This is a genomic window from Leptolyngbya sp. FACHB-8 (genome assembly GCF_014695575.1).
Classification (GTDB): domain Bacteria; phylum Cyanobacteriota; class Cyanobacteriia; order Elainellales; family Elainellaceae; genus Vacuolonema.
Genome location: NZ_JACJOO010000067.1, coordinates 126,298 through 142,643, shown reverse-complemented (window position 1 = coordinate 142,643; position 16,346 = coordinate 126,298). Strand labels below are relative to the sequence as shown.

The 16,346-nt window shown below is 49.2% G+C and carries 11 protein-coding genes, 1 tRNA gene and 1 pseudogene; 9 read left to right on the top strand and 4 right to left on the bottom strand.

From position 1 onward, the window contains the following. Positions 1–18 precede the first annotated feature (18 nt). The 3 genes and pseudogenes from H6F91_RS17730 to H6F91_RS17720 all read left to right on the top strand — a co-directional run. Positions 19–999 (top strand): ferritin-like domain-containing protein, encoded by a 981-nt coding sequence (locus H6F91_RS17730; protein ID WP_242035853.1) that lies wholly within the window; start codon positions 19–21, stop codon positions 997–999. Between the two features lie 2 nt (positions 1,000–1,001). After that, positions 1,002–1,652 (top strand): polyprenyl diphosphate synthase, encoded by a 651-nt coding sequence (uppS, locus tag H6F91_RS17725; protein WP_190771671.1) that lies wholly within the window; start codon positions 1,002–1,004, stop codon positions 1,650–1,652. 137 nt (positions 1,653–1,789) lie between these two features. Beyond that, positions 1,790–1,948 (top strand): annotated as a pseudogene (locus H6F91_RS17720) (undecaprenyl diphosphate synthase family protein); the annotation flags it as partial. A 129-nt stretch (positions 1,949–2,077) separates the two neighbouring features. Here the strand turns inward: H6F91_RS17720 and H6F91_RS17715 are convergent. The 4 genes from H6F91_RS17715 to H6F91_RS17700 all read right to left on the bottom strand — a co-directional run bounded on the left by H6F91_RS17715 (position 2,078) and on the right by H6F91_RS17700 (position 6,892). Then, the gene (locus tag H6F91_RS17715; RefSeq protein WP_190771670.1) at positions 2,078–2,569 is read right to left on the bottom strand and encodes a metallophosphoesterase family protein; all 492 of its coding nucleotides are present in this window, start codon (positions 2,567–2,569) and stop codon (positions 2,078–2,080) included. A gap of 143 nt (positions 2,570–2,712) precedes the next feature. Continuing rightward, positions 2,713–4,230 (bottom strand): DUF1802 family protein, encoded by a 1,518-nt coding sequence (locus H6F91_RS17710; RefSeq protein WP_190771669.1) that lies wholly within the window; start codon positions 4,228–4,230, stop codon positions 2,713–2,715. After that, the gene (locus H6F91_RS17705) at positions 4,230–6,158 is read right to left on the bottom strand and encodes an AAA family ATPase (protein ID WP_190771668.1); all 1,929 of its coding nucleotides are present in this window, start codon (positions 6,156–6,158) and stop codon (positions 4,230–4,232) included. Before H6F91_RS17705 ends, H6F91_RS17710 begins: the two co-directional genes overlap by 1 nt. A 56-nt stretch (positions 6,159–6,214) precedes the next feature. Continuing rightward, positions 6,215–6,892, bottom strand: coding sequence for a hypothetical protein (locus tag H6F91_RS17700; RefSeq protein ID WP_190771667.1), 678 nt, complete (start codon positions 6,890–6,892; stop codon positions 6,215–6,217). Positions 6,893–8,021: 1,129 nt separating this feature from the next. Here H6F91_RS17700 and H6F91_RS17695 point away from each other — a divergent pair. The 6 genes from H6F91_RS17695 (at position 8,022) to H6F91_RS17670 (ending at position 16,065) form a co-directional block, all read left to right on the top strand. Further along, entirely contained in the window at positions 8,022–8,879 is an 858-nt protein-coding gene (locus tag H6F91_RS17695; RefSeq protein ID WP_190771666.1) for a class I SAM-dependent methyltransferase, read from the top strand. A 220-nt stretch (positions 8,880–9,099) separates the two neighbouring features. After that, entirely contained in the window at positions 9,100–9,819 is a 720-nt protein-coding gene (locus H6F91_RS17690) for an HAD family phosphatase (protein WP_190771665.1), read from the top strand. Positions 9,820–10,045: 226 nt separating this feature from the next. Further along, a tRNA-Ala gene (locus H6F91_RS17685) sits at positions 10,046–10,118 on the top strand. Between the two features lie 212 nt (positions 10,119–10,330). Further along, entirely contained in the window at positions 10,331–14,575 is a 4,245-nt protein-coding gene (locus tag H6F91_RS17680; RefSeq protein WP_190771664.1) for a DEAD/DEAH box helicase, read from the top strand. A 225-nt stretch (positions 14,576–14,800) separates the two neighbouring features. Beyond that, positions 14,801–15,163 (top strand): hypothetical protein, encoded by a 363-nt coding sequence (locus H6F91_RS17675; protein WP_190774820.1) that lies wholly within the window; start codon positions 14,801–14,803, stop codon positions 15,161–15,163. Then, entirely contained in the window at positions 15,160–16,065 is a 906-nt protein-coding gene (locus H6F91_RS17670; protein ID WP_190774821.1) for an SPFH domain-containing protein, read from the top strand. Before H6F91_RS17675 ends, H6F91_RS17670 begins: the two co-directional genes overlap by 4 nt. The last annotated feature ends 281 nt before the right edge of the window (positions 16,066–16,346 follow it).

Here is a 16,346-nt window from a genome sequence, read left to right as displayed (position 1 = left end):
CTCGGACGAATATCCCTTATGACGATCGACCTGCCACTCATACACAACAAGTTGCATTACAATCAATCCGCTTCTTCCGATCCTTCAGGTTCTCCCACTCAGCAGGATTTAAGGAACCTACTGGACCATTATTTTTCAATCGCTCACTTAAACGATCGCCTTCAAGATTTACCCCATCAATTTCATCACCCCCAATGCCGCCCCTGGACGCCGATCGACTGGCAAGCAATTGCGCTCGATCAAATTGTGGGCATACAACCGCAAGTCTTTCTGTCAATTCTGCGGGGGGCGATTGATACTGAAGCTCCCATTCGAGGTTATACCCAAACCAGCCGCCAATATCTAGAACCGATCGATCCTCGGATGGCTCGCTTTGTTGGGGGAGTAGTGGGGGAGGACGGTCAATTGCTGGAACCGGGTCTTTGGGAAAAGGAGGAGCGGCAACATACACCAGCATTGCTCAAAGTTTATAGCCAACTCACAGGGGAGAAAGTTATTCCCCAGCCCCACCGGGTTCGAGCCTATCAAGCTGAAGCTAACCCAACCGTTGCGCTTTACCGTCATGGGCTGCACCGGGTTGCAACGGAGTATGGGGCTGCCTGCCTTTACCTCTGGTTGATGGCACATACAACTGGACCTTTGCAAGCGGTGCTACATGAACTGCTGCTGGATGAAATCAACCACATGGCAAAGTTTTGGGGCTTTGGAATTTGGGCGTATCCCAATTCATCGCTGCCTCATATTGGCTGGACTTTACTCCAAACGATGCAGGGGCGAGTTGGGTATCAGCGCGATCGCAGCAGTCTGGTCGGCACGCTCCAACGCATGACCGATGTGCTGGGATGGCAAGCCTGGTCAGCCAGAAATCGATGGACGTTTACCCTGACCTGCTTCCACGCACTAGGGCGGCTGAGTCGCTGGAACCAGCATCTCACCCCAGCTTTTTTGCAGGACTTATTGGGGGAAAGCCCCTGTCATTGCAGCAAGGAGAACTTTTAGTGATGGCGAACCAAAACTTTCTAACCTTACCGACGAATCTCGATCCGCAACGGTTGCCCTGCCACATCGCTGTGATTATGGATGGCAATGGACGTTGGGCAACGCAACGAGGATTGCCCCGGTTTGCGGGACATCGCCAGGGAGCCAAAGCGTTGAAGGAACTGCTGCGCTGCTGCAAGGATTGGGGCATTCCTACGCTCACAGCCTATGCGTTTTCTACCGAGAACTGGCAGCGCCCGCGATCGGAAGTTCAGTTTCTCATGGGTTTGTTTGAACAACTGCTCCAGCGAGAATTAGCAGAAATGCAGCGGGAGGGCGTCAGAATTGCTTTTATTGGCGATCGATCAGGGCTTTCCCCTGCTTTACAGCAAGCAATGCATCACGCCACGCAGGAAACTGCTCTGAATGACAGAATTTATTTTAATGTCGCTATTAACTATGGCAGTCGAAACGAACTGGTTAATGCCTGTCGTCAGCTAGCCCAACAGGTTCAGCAGGGAACGCTACGCCTCTCAGAAATTAATGCTGCACGGTTCGAGGAACAGCTTTATACAGCAGGACGTTCTGATCCAGATTTGCTCATTCGCACGAGCGGTGAAATGCGTCTGAGCAATTATCTGCTTTGGCAAATGGCATACTCAGAACTATATTAGACTTTATCAGTAATAGGGAAGCAAAAAGCTCAAAAGGCTTTCCTGGTAAAGCTTTCAGTCATTTTTGCCTCAAAAAGCTGGAAAAGCTCATGAGATAAGGCTTTAAGCCACTTTTTCGTCTAATTTCCGATTAAGCCTATTTTACCGATGTGTTGTTTCCCGACTTTGATCGCGAAGCACTGTATCACGCCTTGCTACATTATCAGAAACGCGATCGCCGCTTTGGAAAAGTTGCTGTGTCTATGCCGCAAAACCTTGTAAGTGACAAACAAAATGAAACGATCGGGATAGTCTAAGCAATGCTGTTGCGGTTGTCTCTTCAATAATCTGCATATCAATTGTCAGAAGGTGGAGGGTGGAAGCTCGATCGCGACTTGTCTTGAAGGCGTGCAAATTGCGCCATTTTATTGGCCCACCCACAACTGTTAAATTTCTAGTTCGACAATTTCTGCATGCACGGCTGAATCATTTAGGTGTAACTGGGCAACGGAGATTGGTAACTTAAATCTACGTGGGCCTGCACTACCTGGATTCAGAAACAAAACACCTTCGCGTTCTTCTATCAAGGGTTTGTGGGAATGGCCTGTGATGACTACCCCAATTCCTTTTTCTTTTGGGTCAAAGGTGAGTTCTTTGAGAATGTGCAGAACGTGAATGAGAACACGCCCAACTTCGATGGTTTCGTGTTCGGGGATGTGTTCGGCCCAAGCGCCTTTGTCATTGTTGCCTCGGACGGCGATGGTGGGGGCGATCGCCTGCAACCCTTCTAAAATCTCTGGTTTACCAATGTCACCCGCATGAAGGATGAGGCTAGAGCCCGCTAATGCATCGATGGCTTCTGGTCGGAGTAGGCCATGGGTATCGGATATGACGCCAATGAGCGTGTCCGTTTCTTTCGGTTGTTTGCTACTAGCCATTGTTCTGGAGGTCGCCGTTCTACTGCCACGCTAGGAAGAATACACGATGACTGGCTCACAGGTACTCGTCAGAACGGGAGACTTTTGGCTCAGTTGCTCTACAGAAATTGAGCAAGTAGTTTTGTTGTGCGCAATTGCGATGCTTACTCTACAAGTAGATCACGCAGGTAGTAGAAGCGATCGCTTTGCAGACTGGTTCCCTGAATACGGCCCAAGTAACCCACTAATGGAGAGGATAACTCAATTAGAATCTCATGCGTGGTTTCATTATCTAGAACCTTTCCATCCTGGCTGGCAAAATCTGCGTTATAGATAACACGAATTTCGGTCACTTCAAACTGTCGTCGATTCTGCTCAGTCTCGGCTAATTTTTTGACAGTTTGAATAAGATGTGAGCGAACTCTGAGTCTTTGCCAAACTTGTTGAATGTACTGATTTACCTTTTCCTCAGACTCCTCTCCAAAGGGCGTCCGTTCTAAATAAGACTTAAGCTCTAGCAAATTAATAGAGCCTGGATATTGAGACTTTAAATCAACTAAATTTTGTAATGTTTCAGGACGCATAACGTTCATTTCACTTTCAACAGCTGCTTTTTGTGCTGCTTTCGTCAATGGACCAGCCGCAAAAATAATTTTTACTGATTCTCCGAAAGTTTCTTTGCCAAGATGAGTAAGACCTAAGTTGATAAGCTGAGCTGAAACGCCATTAGGTACGCTTTCATTCTCACTGGCCTTACATTCTCCAACTAGGGAGTAAGGATAATCACAATACACATCTAATCCTCCTGCACCTCCAACCGCATCAGGGTTCAGGCTTGCTCTAGGATCATTTCGGGAATTACTAAAGCCAAGAGTAATTAAACTTTTACGTACTAACCTTTCAAATTCATTGCCATTACTCGAATTGCCAACATCAGCAATGCTCTGAATCCATTCAGCCTCAGGGTCAAATTGCTCATCATCTTGAATGCTCCATCCCAGTAACGCTCGAATCTCAGAATTAAGTTCCTGAGCGGCAGCGTTCGTTTTAGATAACAAAGCAAGACTGTTGTGTAGTTCTTCCAACTCGGGATAAGAGGGGGCTTCAAGTTCTATCAGTTGATTTTTGCGTTTCTGAAACACAGAATCTTTCAGAACAGGAAGCAGTTTGTTGATTCGTAAAGGAATGGTGGCTTCTTGCGCGATGTCTAAAGCAGGCAAGCTAACAAACTTCCCAAATTTGTCTGGGCTAACGATATTAGTGGCTACCTGTATAGGCTGAGGCAACTGATAAACTCGCAGATAAGCGAGGAAAATATGTCCCCTCTGCTTTAGTGCAGTGTGTAAAGCTGCTTCTGTCCAAACTGTTAATTGAGACAAAAGCTTTAACTCTTCTGCATCGTAAAACATTTTGTACGATTCACATTTCGCCCACACCTTCATCTCAACAGTTGCCTGTTTTCGCTCCCCTAGGGAAGCTTGGGCTAATTCTATAAAAGATGAATGATATTGTTCCTCAATCTTGAGTGAATCGTCTAGTAGCTCGCAGGGGTACAGAGCAAAGGTCCAACCCTGCTGTATCTGCATTTTTGGTATTGCAACGATCATTCGTCCATCGACCAAAGCAGCAATATCAGCAGCGGGCAGACACAATGCTCTGTCAAGTAAAACTGGTTCAGACATTAAGCAGCAGCACCATCAGTAGTCAACAATTCTGCTAAATCAGTAGCTTCGGCCTCATCAGAATCATCTGCAGGTTTACTTTCTGGTTCTGCCGGTGCTTCTGGCTCATCTTCGATGTCTTGAGGAACTTGGTAAGACGGGTCACTGAGAATTTCTAGGAGTAATTTATTGTGAATTCCCAAGCCATTAGCAGCTCCTTTTTCCTCAATAAACCTAGAGATGTCATCCTCTGTTACTCCATAGTCTGACTCGCGCTTCTGATATATGGAGCGAATAGCAAGCAGAGGCTTAATCTCCTCTTCCTTCAACTCAACAAATTCCCCACCATTCTTAACTAATGGATCAAGGTACTTCTTCTTGAAGTGGTATTTGATCGGTTTAGCTTTAGATCGTACTAAGCAGCCCCGAGTCAAATCAAACTGTTTGTCCTCATCCATCAGACGTCTGAAGCCAGCGCCTAAAGCAGCACCGCCTTCGTACTGTAAAACAGCAACTCCAATGGCAACTTCTTTGCCATTCTCCTCGCCAAGGATCTTAAAGTTAAGATAAGGATCTCTACGTCCTTTTTTCCCAACTCCTGTAGTTACGTTCTGAACTTTTACATTTTCAACAGTTTTACCAACCAAGCTTTGGAATCCTGTCAACAGAGCCTCAGCTACTACCTGGTTGTTATCTAGACCGTTTGTAATATCATCGCTGATTTCGGTAATGAAAGCCATCTCAACTGGGTTGTCCGGTTCAATAGGAACTACCGGGCCTTCTTCAAGGGGTGGCTTACAGTTTTCTCGGCACCATTTTAGAACCTCTCGAACAGTAGGCTTCTCTTTGCCAATCGTTCTAAGTTGTTCCTCATTGAAGGGATAAACAGGGTGGGGAGGAGTTATTTCCCTAGCATCGTAGTATTCCTTTAGAGAAAAGGCGATCAAATCAACTGTAGAATCGCTGTCCAAGTATTTTAATGGCAGGGCCTCGCCTGCGGTTTTCATTTTGCTGGAAAGACCTTTAGGCAATACATCTTGAATTCTTTCCTTCCAAGTGCCAGGCATCATTACACTTAAAATGACGCCTCGTTGCAAATTCTCGACTAATTCCTTGACTAGATTTGCTACGACTTGTGATTTGTGCAAACCGGCATCATTAATTTCTAAAACATCCAATTCATCAAAACAAACAACCAGCTCGTTATATTCGCTAATGAGTGATAGAATTTGAAGCACCGCATCAAAGGATTGCTTTTGTGTTGGCAATCTTAGATCATTCGCTTTGAATTGGGCTAGTTCTTTGCCTGCCAGCCAATTTGATGCGTATAAAGCTTCTTCATCTGAAAGTGTCCAGAAGATAGCCCGAACAATGTCAGGATCTTGAACAGTTTTAGCTCTACAGAATGCTTTAGTTAATTGGTTAATCCACTTTACATTCTGTTCTGTTTCACTGGCATCAAACTTTTTAACAAAATCCTTGGGGGCCATTGTTGGTAGACCAAGAGATTTAGCAGTATCGTTCGCCATTGATGCCGCAAGTTCTTGCCACTGCTTAACGCCTTGGCTTCCAATATTGCTTAAGCTTTCAGCCAGAAGCTGCTGGAATCCTTGTTTAATTTGGTTTAAGTCATTGAACTTATTCGCAAATACAAATAGAGCACCGCCTTGCGCCTGAAGACGATGGCGAATACGGCTGATAATGTGCGTTTTGCCGGTTCCATCCTGGGCAGTAATCAAAATCGAGGTTGTTGAGTAGTGCCCTGCCCGGATTTCATCCAATGCTTTAAATATGGCATCTGATGCATGGGCATTTAGGGTTTCAACATCAGGAAAACCTTTGCCCCAAACGTTATTGGCGTTTACGAAAGGGGGTTGGGCAAAAGGATTGTGGCTTTGAAGCGCAGCATTAATTTGCTCTATATCAGAGACAGCAGCAATGGCATTCATGATACTTGTTAGAAACGAGTTAAGGGATTGGGAGTCGTAGCTTAATGAACAAACGCTTACAGTCGTTTAGCGTAGTAGCGTACTCCCCCTAATGCTGTCTTGATGGAGTCTTGAGCCTTGTCAGCAGTAATATCTGGCATTTCCCCACCAATCAGCTGCAAAATGTCGCCACTTTGCATCTCCAGCAACCACTCATCAAATTGAGAGCGGGAAACCTGTTCACCAATTTCTCGACGAATTCGGTAAATAGGGACTAGATCTTCATGATTAAAGTCACGATTGAGGCGATCATATACTTCTAGTACAACAGGTTTGAAAGCCTCGTAAGAGGCGATCGCATCTTCTACAACCTTTCCGTTTGTATGCACTTTACCGTTAGTGCTAGGGCTGGTTGTACCCATTTCACGCACCCACTTCAGCAATGCATTGGCTGTTTTTGCCCCGACTTGAGACGAAAAGGCAAAATCAGCATTCTTTAAATTTTGGCTGAGTAATTCTACGCCCTTATCAGATAAAGAGATCGTGTTCTTAGTGACGGCGATCGCCCCATCGTCTGTTAGTTGATCAAGGACATTCTTATAATCCGTACTCTTCTTGCCCTTTTGAACCACCCGCTTGGTCAGTTCTCCGCGCCTAACCTCACCTCCTACTCCTCCTAACTCCCAGAGTGTGAGAAGGATGCGGGTTGTACTCTGTAACTCAGTTAGATTGACTGCTGCTGTGGTAGCTGGCATACATCAGTTATCCTAAATTTTCTGAAGAAGAGCGCTGTGGAGTGGCTCCTGATTCAGAGTACCCAAACATTTCCGTGTGATCACTATAAAAGCAATCTTTGTCGCAGAGTTTTTACATAGGTACTTGAGAACTTCACACAGATATACAGAATCCTATAGCATTACAAACTAAACCTTTAACAAGTTGAAAGGTTTACCAGTCAGTAATATGGTTCCTGGATTGATGATTCAAAATCAAATCTTCATCAAACCAGGGCGATTCTGCGATGGCTAAGTTATTTCCCCATCCACAAAATTTTAGGAAGCTGTCTGAAACATCGCCTCAAGGAATCGCGTTGATAATCCAGGACAGCAGCATATTTGCATACCCAGCTTGCAAAAAGCCAGCTTTGATTATCTCCTCTTCTCATAACGAGATCATATTCAATGAGGATAAATATCATGCTGCCAATATTGAATATTGCAACGACATATTCATTTACTTGATGTCGTTATTTTGTTTGATGTCGACATGTGTAAAGGTGATTGCATCCCCTTCTTTTTTCTCTTAAAATTTATTCCTTTCATTATCCTCTCTTATATTTCTTTGCTGTACTTCCGTATATATTTCTATTCGGCAAGTGATTAGCTGGCTAGTTTCAGTGATCGCCTATTTCATCTTTTTGCTATTTAATCTGAAGTATTGGAATGGTTTGTGGGAATGAATTTTGATGTATTGATGATTTGTGCTAAATAGTTAGACTATTGTTTTCTTGTCTCTTCCCTGGCATCAAAAAGAGTAATCTTTTAAAGAGCTTAGGGTATTGAACTGACTGGTTAACGCTGTATTGAACTCAATAACTAGATTTCTGGTTTTATGGGAAGAAGCAGAGATCTAAATCTTGTATGTCAGTGCCATTCGGTTATAGAACTACTGAATGATTTGTACATTGACCTTCCACTAAAAGTATTGCGATAGACTTACCACTCTAGTTGTTCTAATGCGCTGAACGTTACGCTTGCTTTGTGGAGTGCCTCAACTGGTCGTGCAATGAGGGGCGATCGCATCCAATGAAATAGCCTTAAACTGGCATTCCTTTCCAGAAATGTTTAAAACCAATAGAAGGTCCCTCCCACCCCTTATTTTTCTATGACAGATTCTAAAGAAACCCTCTTTGAGAAGTACCTGTCTCCGCTATTTCAGCATGTCTTGCTCGACCAGAATGCCTTAATGGCTTACTACCGGGGCAAAGATTGGGAAGCGGAGAGCGATCGCCTGCGCAATCCTACGATTCAATATCCCGATTACTACGAGTCGCAGAATTTTCATGGCATCAAAGGAGGTTATCTAAACCTTCAGGCCGCGCTCACCTACGATGCCGTTACCCAATACTTCTTGCCTCCCAACGAAGCCTGGGTACGCCAAGATCTGCTTCGCCATATTCGTTGTCAACCTCGCCGGATTGTGGATTTGGGATGTGGTACAGGCTCCACCACACTGTTGTTGAAGCAGGCATTTCCCGATGCCGAGGTAATTGGGATAGACTTGTCGCCCTACATGCTGGTTGCGGCAGCAGACAAGGCGCAAGCGGCCCAGTTGGACATCCGCTGGATTCATGGCAACGCCGAGCAGGTTCCATTCCCTGACAACAGCGTTGATCTGGTTACGGCCTCCCTGCTGTTTCACGAAACGCCCCTGGCCGCGACCCAGGCCATTTTGAAGGAAGCCTTACGACTCCTATGTTCGGGCGGAGAGATGCTGGTGCTGGATGGTAGCCAATCTACCCTCCGCAACACCCTCTGGCTAACACAGATCTTTGAGGAACCCTACATCCAGGACTATGCAGCAGGAAGCCTGGATGCCTGGATGGGAGCTGCCGGTTTCGGGGATATACGCACTGAGCCGGTGTGGATGTTGCATCAAGTGACCCGTGGCCTTAAACCTCTCTCTTATCAACGCATTCAGTTTGAAACGCCAACGATCGCGGCGGAGTGGGTTCCTGGCTAAATTTTGAATGTAGGGTTCCTACGAAGTGAGTTCAGTCAATCACGGGCAATGTCTGAAAGACCCAGTTCCTGCCTGGAATCGGCTGAGGGGTGGAGGGCGATCGCCCTCCACTCTCTCCTATATAAAAGAGAGACAAGGATCATCACTCATTTGACAAACACCCCCTAACTCGAAAAGATCAATAACAGCCCAATCGTTCCGATAGTCACCCAACAAACCCATGCTCAAGGCAGTTCTGTTTGACTTTAATGGCGTCATCATCAACGATGAACCGCTCCACGACAAACTGCTGGAGAAAATTCTCCTGGAGGAAAACCTGCGGGCCAAGCCTGGGGAGTTCTGGGAGATCTGTTTGGGACGGAGCGATCGCGCCTGTCTGGTAGAACTCCTCAATCGCCGTGGGCGCGTCGTCACAGAGGAGCAGCTCAACACGCTGATGGCCCGAAAATCCCTCTACTACCAGGCGGAGCTGGAAAAAATTGAAAAGCTTCCCACCTATCCCGGCCTGGAAGACTTTATCTATCAAATTCGCTCGGCCCATTTACCTATGGCCGTTGTCAGCGGAGCGATGCGGGCAGAAATTGAAATGGTGTTAAATCGCCTACATCTAGCCGAGCACTTTTCGGTCATTGTGGCGGGGGACGACATCACCACCAGTAAACCGGAGCCCGATGGCTACCTTCTGGCTGTAGAGCGGCTCAATGAAACGTTTCCCAACCTCAAGCTGCAACCCGCCAATTGTCTGGTCATCGAAGACACATTCCCCGGCATTGAGGCCGCCAAACGGGCAGGGATGCAGGTCGTCGGGTTAGCAACCACCTACCCTTTCCACATGATGCAGCGCCAATCCAACTGGGCGGTAGACTACTTCACAGATCTGGAGCTGGATCGCATTAAGCGGGTGTTTGCTGGAGATACAAAGGCTCCAGCCGTTGCCTAACGGCCTCTACGGCAATGGTACATGGGGTCATGGTTCAGGGTGCACCCCACTGTAAGTGAAGCGGGCAAAGCCCACTTCACTTACAGTGGGATGCACCCATGGTTCAAACCCGTGGATGGGGTGGGGTGAAAGGGGCACGTCATGCCCCTTTCACCCCACCCCATCCACAGGTCTAAAACACTACCGTACACGGGATTGGGCAAAGCTGCTAATATAGCTAGATTCCGGGGAGTTGGCGCAGCTGGTAGCGCGTTGCGATCGCACCGCAAAGGTCAGGGGTTCGAATCCCCTACTCTCCATCCACCTCAGTTCAGACTGTTTTCGGGTGCCACACCGCAGCACTTGAAAATACCCTCTGGACTCAGATTCGTGCGGCTGCACACCCCTAAAAGAATAACTGACTGCACGAATGACTGTCATAACAGGGAGAAGTACGCCACAATAGGAGATTGCGAGTTGTGAACCAGCTCGTCTGTTGTTGCTATCGGGTACAAAACCCCAGCGATCGCCCATGCCCCAGTCTTACGCTGAGATCGAAGCCATTCGTGAGCAGTTGGTCAAACAGTATCGAGCATTGTCTCCGCTTGATCAGTGCATCGTCCAGTTGTTCTCGATCGCCTACGAGCCCATGCGTCGCTCGGTGTTTACCACTTGTTTCCAAAACACAGGAATTCGAGATTCCAAAGGCAAGCCCGTCAACAAAAATCTTCTGTTAGAACGGCTGAATCAGCTATTAGCCGCTGAACTGCTCATTGACGACAAAGATCAAGATCCGCGCTGTCATCCGCTTCTGATCGAAGTGGCTACGCGAGATGCCTTGAAAGCAAAGCGGTTTGATGCTCTGGCCAACGCCGTTCAAGACAACCTGCCGATTCATGCCTACGGGAAAAACGGCCCCTACTATTTCAACAGCCCCGATCAACTGATCCGTCAGGTCCGGATTAGCTTCTATAGCCAAAATTTGAAGGTAGCTGAGCGCTATTACGAGAGTTACCTGAAATACGGCATCTATGGCAATCCGCGCCGCACGATGTTGACCCTGGAAGAGATTATTCGGCGCATTTGCAGCAATCCGTTTGACCCTGCTTGGATCAACACATTGCCAGCCGACCTGTTCAAAACGGTGATGACATCCCTGCTGAGCCAGGCGGCGTTGCAGTTGCAACCCCTGGAAGAAGCGCTACAGCTGCTACAGGCCGAGTGGGAAAAACCCGATGGCCGGAGCTCCTCTGATCTCCGGTTACAGGCGGTAGACCTGTTAGTCTTGCGAGGAGATTTGGCCGGAGCCCGGCAGGTTCTAGGCTCTGCCAGAGGGTTGCCAGGGGAGCAGGAGGCGATCGCCTACGCTACCCTCCATTTCTTTGAAGGCGAACAAGAGAAGGCGATCGCTCGCTTCGAGGAGGCCGCGCGCCGCATCAAGAAGGCGGGAACTTCCCGCACTGTAGTCTATGGAGACCCGCAGGAGTTCAGTGGCCTGGGAGATCTGGTTTACATCCTCACCCATCTGAAGGAAAATACCCCCCCATCGCTGGAGCTGGCCGCCAACCATGCCAACCTGATTACCAAATATCCGAAACATTGGCTGAAAAACGCTTGCATCTCGCTGTACCACGTCATCCAGCTACAACGGGGGAACCTGAGCCATCGGGACAGCCTTCAGAGCCAGGAAATCGAACCCTATAACCAGGGGCACAGTTTGGAAACCCTGGTGCAATGCCTGTGCCTTTACTGGGTTGACTCTGAAGGATCGAAGCGAGTCCTGACGCGTCTCCTCGAGCCGCTTTATAAGCAAGCGGCAGAGTCAGGATATACCTGGATGGCCTGGGAAGCCGCCCAAATGCTGGCTCGCCTGAAACCGAAAAGTACCTTTAAAGTTCAAGCAGAAATTCTCAAGCCCGAGCGCTATGGGCCAACCCTGGTCGAAGCCGTGCCCTTCCGGGAGTTGTGGGAATTGTCGCTGCAAGCCCTGGTCAATCTGCGATACCAACCCGTGGTCGCCGCCAAGCCTCCAGCTCCGATGAGGCTGGCCTGGTTCCTCACCTATGACTCCAGTGAAAACTATCTAATTCAGCCCCGCGAACAGAAGGTGAATGCAAAGGGTGTGTGGAGCCGAGGCCGCCCCATTGCCCTCAAGCGTTTGCGGGAAAACCGAGATATGGATTACCTGACCCCGCAGGATCATCAAGTTTGTGCTCACCTGGAGGTGGACTATTCCTACAACTACCAGGGCCAGTACCAGTTTGGAGAACGGGCGATCGTAGCTCTGGTTGGACACCCCCATGTTTATCTAGAGGAAGCACCTGAAATCCGTGTAGAAATTGTCAAGGGCGAACCCGAGCTGATTGTGAAGCGGGATGAGAAGGGTGAGCGCCTCACCCTACAATTCTCCCCGCCCATTTACGATCACGCAGCGGATGTGGCCCTGGTCAAGGAAACTCCGACGCGGTTTAAGGTGGTAGACATTACCGCTGACCATCGCCAGATTGCCACCATTATCGGCTCCCGGAATCATCTAGACGTTCCAGCGGCAGCGGAGGAGGGCGTGCTGTCGGCAATTAATGCCGTATCAAATATCGTGACCGTTCACTCGGATGTGGGCGGTGGCGTATCCGATGTTGAGTCCGTGCCTGCCGTGAGTATTCCCCACATTCACCTGTTGCCCATTGGGGAAGGGTTGAAGATGGCTTTAATGACGCGCCCCTTTGGGGAGAGCGGCCCTTACTTCCGGCCCGGAAGCGGTGGCGCAACAGTAATCGGTGAGATTGACGGCAAGCGCCTGCAAACAACCCGCGACTTAGCAGAGGAACGGGAACGAGCCGCAGAGGTGATCGCCATTTGCGCAACGCTGGAACGGTTTGAAGAGGAAAATGGGGAATGGATTCTACCCGCTCCGGAGGATTGTCTGGAGTTGCTGACGGAGCTGCATCAGGTGGGCGATCGCGCCATCCTGGAATGGCCGGAAGGCGAACGTCTGCGTGTGACCCAGACCGTCGGTTTTGGCAGCTTCAAACTCAAAATTCAGCAACAGCGGGATTGGTTTGAGGCCAGCGGTGAGTTGCAGCTACCTGATGGTCAGGTGATGGATATGAAGCGCCTGATGGAGTTGATGGCGACTACCCCTGGACGTTTCATTCCCCTGGCCGATGGGCAATTTCTCGCCCTGACGGAAGCTTTCCGTAAGCGACTGGATGAGTTTAGCCGCTTCTCAGATATGCAGGGGGATAAGGCGCGGTTTCACCCCTTGGCGGCGATCGCCCTCACCGACTTTATGGAGGAAGTGGGCGACCTCAAAACCGACAAACACTGGAAAAACCACCTTCAAAAACTCCGCGATATGCAGGAGTTTCACCCCCAACTGCCCTCGACCCTGCAAGCGGAACTGCGGGATTACCAGGTGGATGGCTTCACCTGGCTGGCGAAGTTGGCTCACTGGGGTGTTGGTGCCTGTCTTGCTGACGACATGGGCCTAGGAAAAACGCTCCAGGCTCTTGCCCTCATCCTCACTCGCGCTCCTCAAGGCCCGACACTGATTGTGGCTCCCACGTCCGTTTGCATGAACTGGATGGGGGAGGCGCAACGGTTTGCACCGACCTTGAACCCGATTCAGTTGGGCGGCGGCGATCGCCAAAAAGTTCTCAGCGACTTGCAACCCTTTGACATGCTGGTTTGCAGCTACGGCCTGTTGCAGCAGGATGATGTCGCGGAAATGCTGGCGAAAACCCAGTGGCAAACCATTGTGCTGGATGAGGCCCAGGCGATTAAGAACGTGAACACGAAGCGATCGCAGGCGGCGATGAGCCTTCAGGGTGGCTTCAAGATCATTACCACGGGTACCCCCATCGAAAACCACCTGGGGGAACTGTGGAACCTGTTCCGCTTCATCAATCCGGGTTTGTTGGGGTCGTTGGAGCGCTTCAATGAACGCTTCGCCACTCCCATCGAACGGTATCAAGATAAGGCAGCTCGCCTTCAGTTGAAAAAATTAATTCAACCGTTCATCCTGCGCCGAACCAAAAACCAGGTGTTGCAAGAACTGCCCTCTCGTACGGAAATTCTGCTCCACGTGGAGATGAGTGCTGACGAGATGGCGTTCTATGAAGCTCTCCGTCGGGAAGCAGTGGAGAAGCTCCGGGAGAGCACCGCTGAGGCCGGAGCTAAGCACTTGCAGGTTCTTGCAGAAATCATGAAGCTGCGTCGTGCTTGCTGCAACCCCCGTCTGGTGATACCCAATGCCCCCGTAAACAGTTCCAAGCTGGAGCTATTTGGCGAGGTGCTTTCGGAACTGCTCTCCAACAATCACAAAGCCCTGGTGTTCAGCCAGTTCGTCGATCACCTGCACATCATCCGCGATTATCTGCATGAGCATCAGATCTCTTACCAATACCTCGACGGCAGCACCCCGGCGAAGGAGCGCAAGAAGCGGGTGGATGCGTTCCAGGCAGGTGAAGGGGATGTGTTCCTGATTAGCCTGAAGGCGGGCGGTACAGGTCTCAACCTGACGGCCGCCGACTATGTGATTCACATGGACCCCTGGTGGAACCCGGCTGTGGAGGATCAGGCGAGCGATCGCGCCCACCGCATCGGCCAACAACGCCCGGTCACTATCTACCGCCTTGTCGCCAAGGGCACCATTGAAGACAAGATTGTGGACCTGCACCGTCAAAAACGCGACCTGGCCGACAGCTTGCTAGAAGGTGCCGACATCAGCGGCAAGATGTCTACAAACGAGTTGCTGAACCTCATCAGCGAAGGCTAAATTCAAGACACCGGGTGTTTCTTAGGATCAAAAACAAAATAACCTGTAATTCTTTTTGTGAGAGGGGCGGCTTCGCCGCCCCTCTCACAAAAAGAATTACAGGTTATTTAATACACAATCCTTAAGAACATCCGGTGTCTGCCAACTCACAGTTCGATCCAGTATCTGGTTTTACCGTCCGCAATAGCTGCCAGGGAAGGTGTAGTCATTGCCAGGAGATTACCCATGCAGCTGACGCGGATTGTCAAAAATAGAGCCTGTTTCGCCCTCAGTATTGGCCTATGGATCTGTTCCTTCTTCTATGGCAGCCAGTTAATTAATGCCACGCATCTCTGGGTCGGGCTGTTGCTATACAGCACCACCCTTGGCAGCTCTGCTCTCTGGCTCTATCTCGTGAGGAGCCACCAGATTTACGTATCTCGGCTTTCCCATCGCCTTCAACGGGCAGGCATCTCAGCTCATAAAGGCGAATTGTTAAAGCTGCCTGTTTTAGAACCATACAAAGTCGATCGCGTCTTTTCCCTCATTCAGGAGGGCGACGATTTTGAAGTTATTCAGTCTTTGTTTGCAATAGAGACAAAAGCATGAAATCAAAGTGGATGATGGTTGGTGTATCCAGCTTCTTGCTATTAAGCAGTGGATGCACAGCGGTCTTTGGTACCCGGATTGACCCTGGTTATTCAGGTTTGCTGGTGGATAACTATGGGGATGAGCGAGGGATTCAAAATGCCACTCTATACAATGGTGGACGCGTCACCTACAACCCCGTCACTCAGGATTTGTACGAGTACCCCGTTTTCTTCCGCACCTATCAGTTTGCCGATGCTGATACTGTCGCTTTTTCAGTGGGTGGTTCCAAAGCGTCGATGGATTTAGGGGTTACCTATCGCTTCCGCATTGAGCCTATCGAGGCATCCAAGCCCGATTACACTTACTTGCACCAATTCTTCCGCAACTACCGGGTAGACCCCGATGCCTTTAATGCGGGGGCGCTCCGTAATGCTTTGCGCGATTGTGCGAATGAGAGTGCTGCTGGAACGTCTCCAGTACAGATTGCAACCAATCCTTCTGGTTTTCAGGAGCCTTTGTTGACCTGTTTGCAGGGGAAGTTTCCTGAACTGGAGATTAAAGAAGTTTCGCTTCTAAATCCCCCTGTGCTGCCACCTCAAATTCAAGAATCCATCGATGCTGCTTTCAAAGCTCAGCAGGATGCTGAAACGGCACGGGCCAATGCCGCCCGTGCGGAAGCTGAAGGTAAGGCGAAAGTGGCTGAAGCTACTGCCAGCGCTAATGTGCGTCGCATCGAAGCCCAGGCTGAAGCCGAAGCCAATGCTATTCTCAGCCGCTCCATCACACCGGCATTGCTGGAACGGGAACGGCTAGAAATTGAACGGCTGCGCGCTGAAAAATGGAATGGTCAAATGGCTCCGAACATACAAACACCGAATGTTCAGCTGGGTAATCAAACAGCGACTCCCCCAGCACAGTAATCGTTTAGCTAATGTGTTGTTGAAATAAGCTCAGAAACCGGGTGTTTCTAAAAACACCCGGTTTCTTAAGTCTGCTTTCAAAGTTATTTATTCATGCGCTTCTGAGCACCTGTATAGATGCGGAAGATGCAGCAACTCGACTTTGACTAAATTGGGTTTTGCTTCGCTGAAGAGCTTGCGTAGTTAGCTTTTCAGCGAAGCAAAACCCGAAAGCCTGCTGCGCGGCAGGCAGAATTAGTCCAAACTCCAGATTCTAAGGAATGGAGCCTTCAACCTCGCGA

Excerpts from the sequence above, each read along its gene's own strand:
- H6F91_RS17730 (WP_242035853.1), top strand. The coding sequence starts at position 19 with ATGACGATCGACCTGCCACTCATACACAACAAGTTGCATTACAATCAA.
- uppS (WP_190771671.1), top strand. The coding sequence starts at position 1,002 with ATGGCGAACCAAAACTTTCTAACCTTACCGACGAATCTCGATCCGCAA.
- H6F91_RS17715 (WP_190771670.1), bottom strand. The coding sequence starts at position 2,569 with ATGGCTAGTAGCAAACAACCGAAAGAAACGGACACGCTCATTGGCGTC.
- H6F91_RS17710 (WP_190771669.1), bottom strand. The coding sequence starts at position 4,230 with ATGTCTGAACCAGTTTTACTTGACAGAGCATTGTGTCTGCCCGCTGCT.
- H6F91_RS17705 (WP_190771668.1), bottom strand. The coding sequence starts at position 6,158 with ATGAATGCCATTGCTGCTGTCTCTGATATAGAGCAAATTAATGCTGCG.
- H6F91_RS17700 (WP_190771667.1), bottom strand. The coding sequence starts at position 6,892 with ATGCCAGCTACCACAGCAGCAGTCAATCTAACTGAGTTACAGAGTACA.
- H6F91_RS17695 (WP_190771666.1), top strand. The coding sequence starts at position 8,022 with ATGACAGATTCTAAAGAAACCCTCTTTGAGAAGTACCTGTCTCCGCTA.
- H6F91_RS17690 (WP_190771665.1), top strand. The coding sequence starts at position 9,100 with ATGCTCAAGGCAGTTCTGTTTGACTTTAATGGCGTCATCATCAACGAT.
- H6F91_RS17680 (WP_190771664.1), top strand. The coding sequence starts at position 10,331 with ATGCCCCAGTCTTACGCTGAGATCGAAGCCATTCGTGAGCAGTTGGTC.
- H6F91_RS17675 (WP_190774820.1), top strand. The coding sequence starts at position 14,801 with ATGCAGCTGACGCGGATTGTCAAAAATAGAGCCTGTTTCGCCCTCAGT.
- H6F91_RS17670 (WP_190774821.1), top strand. The coding sequence starts at position 15,160 with ATGAAATCAAAGTGGATGATGGTTGGTGTATCCAGCTTCTTGCTATTA.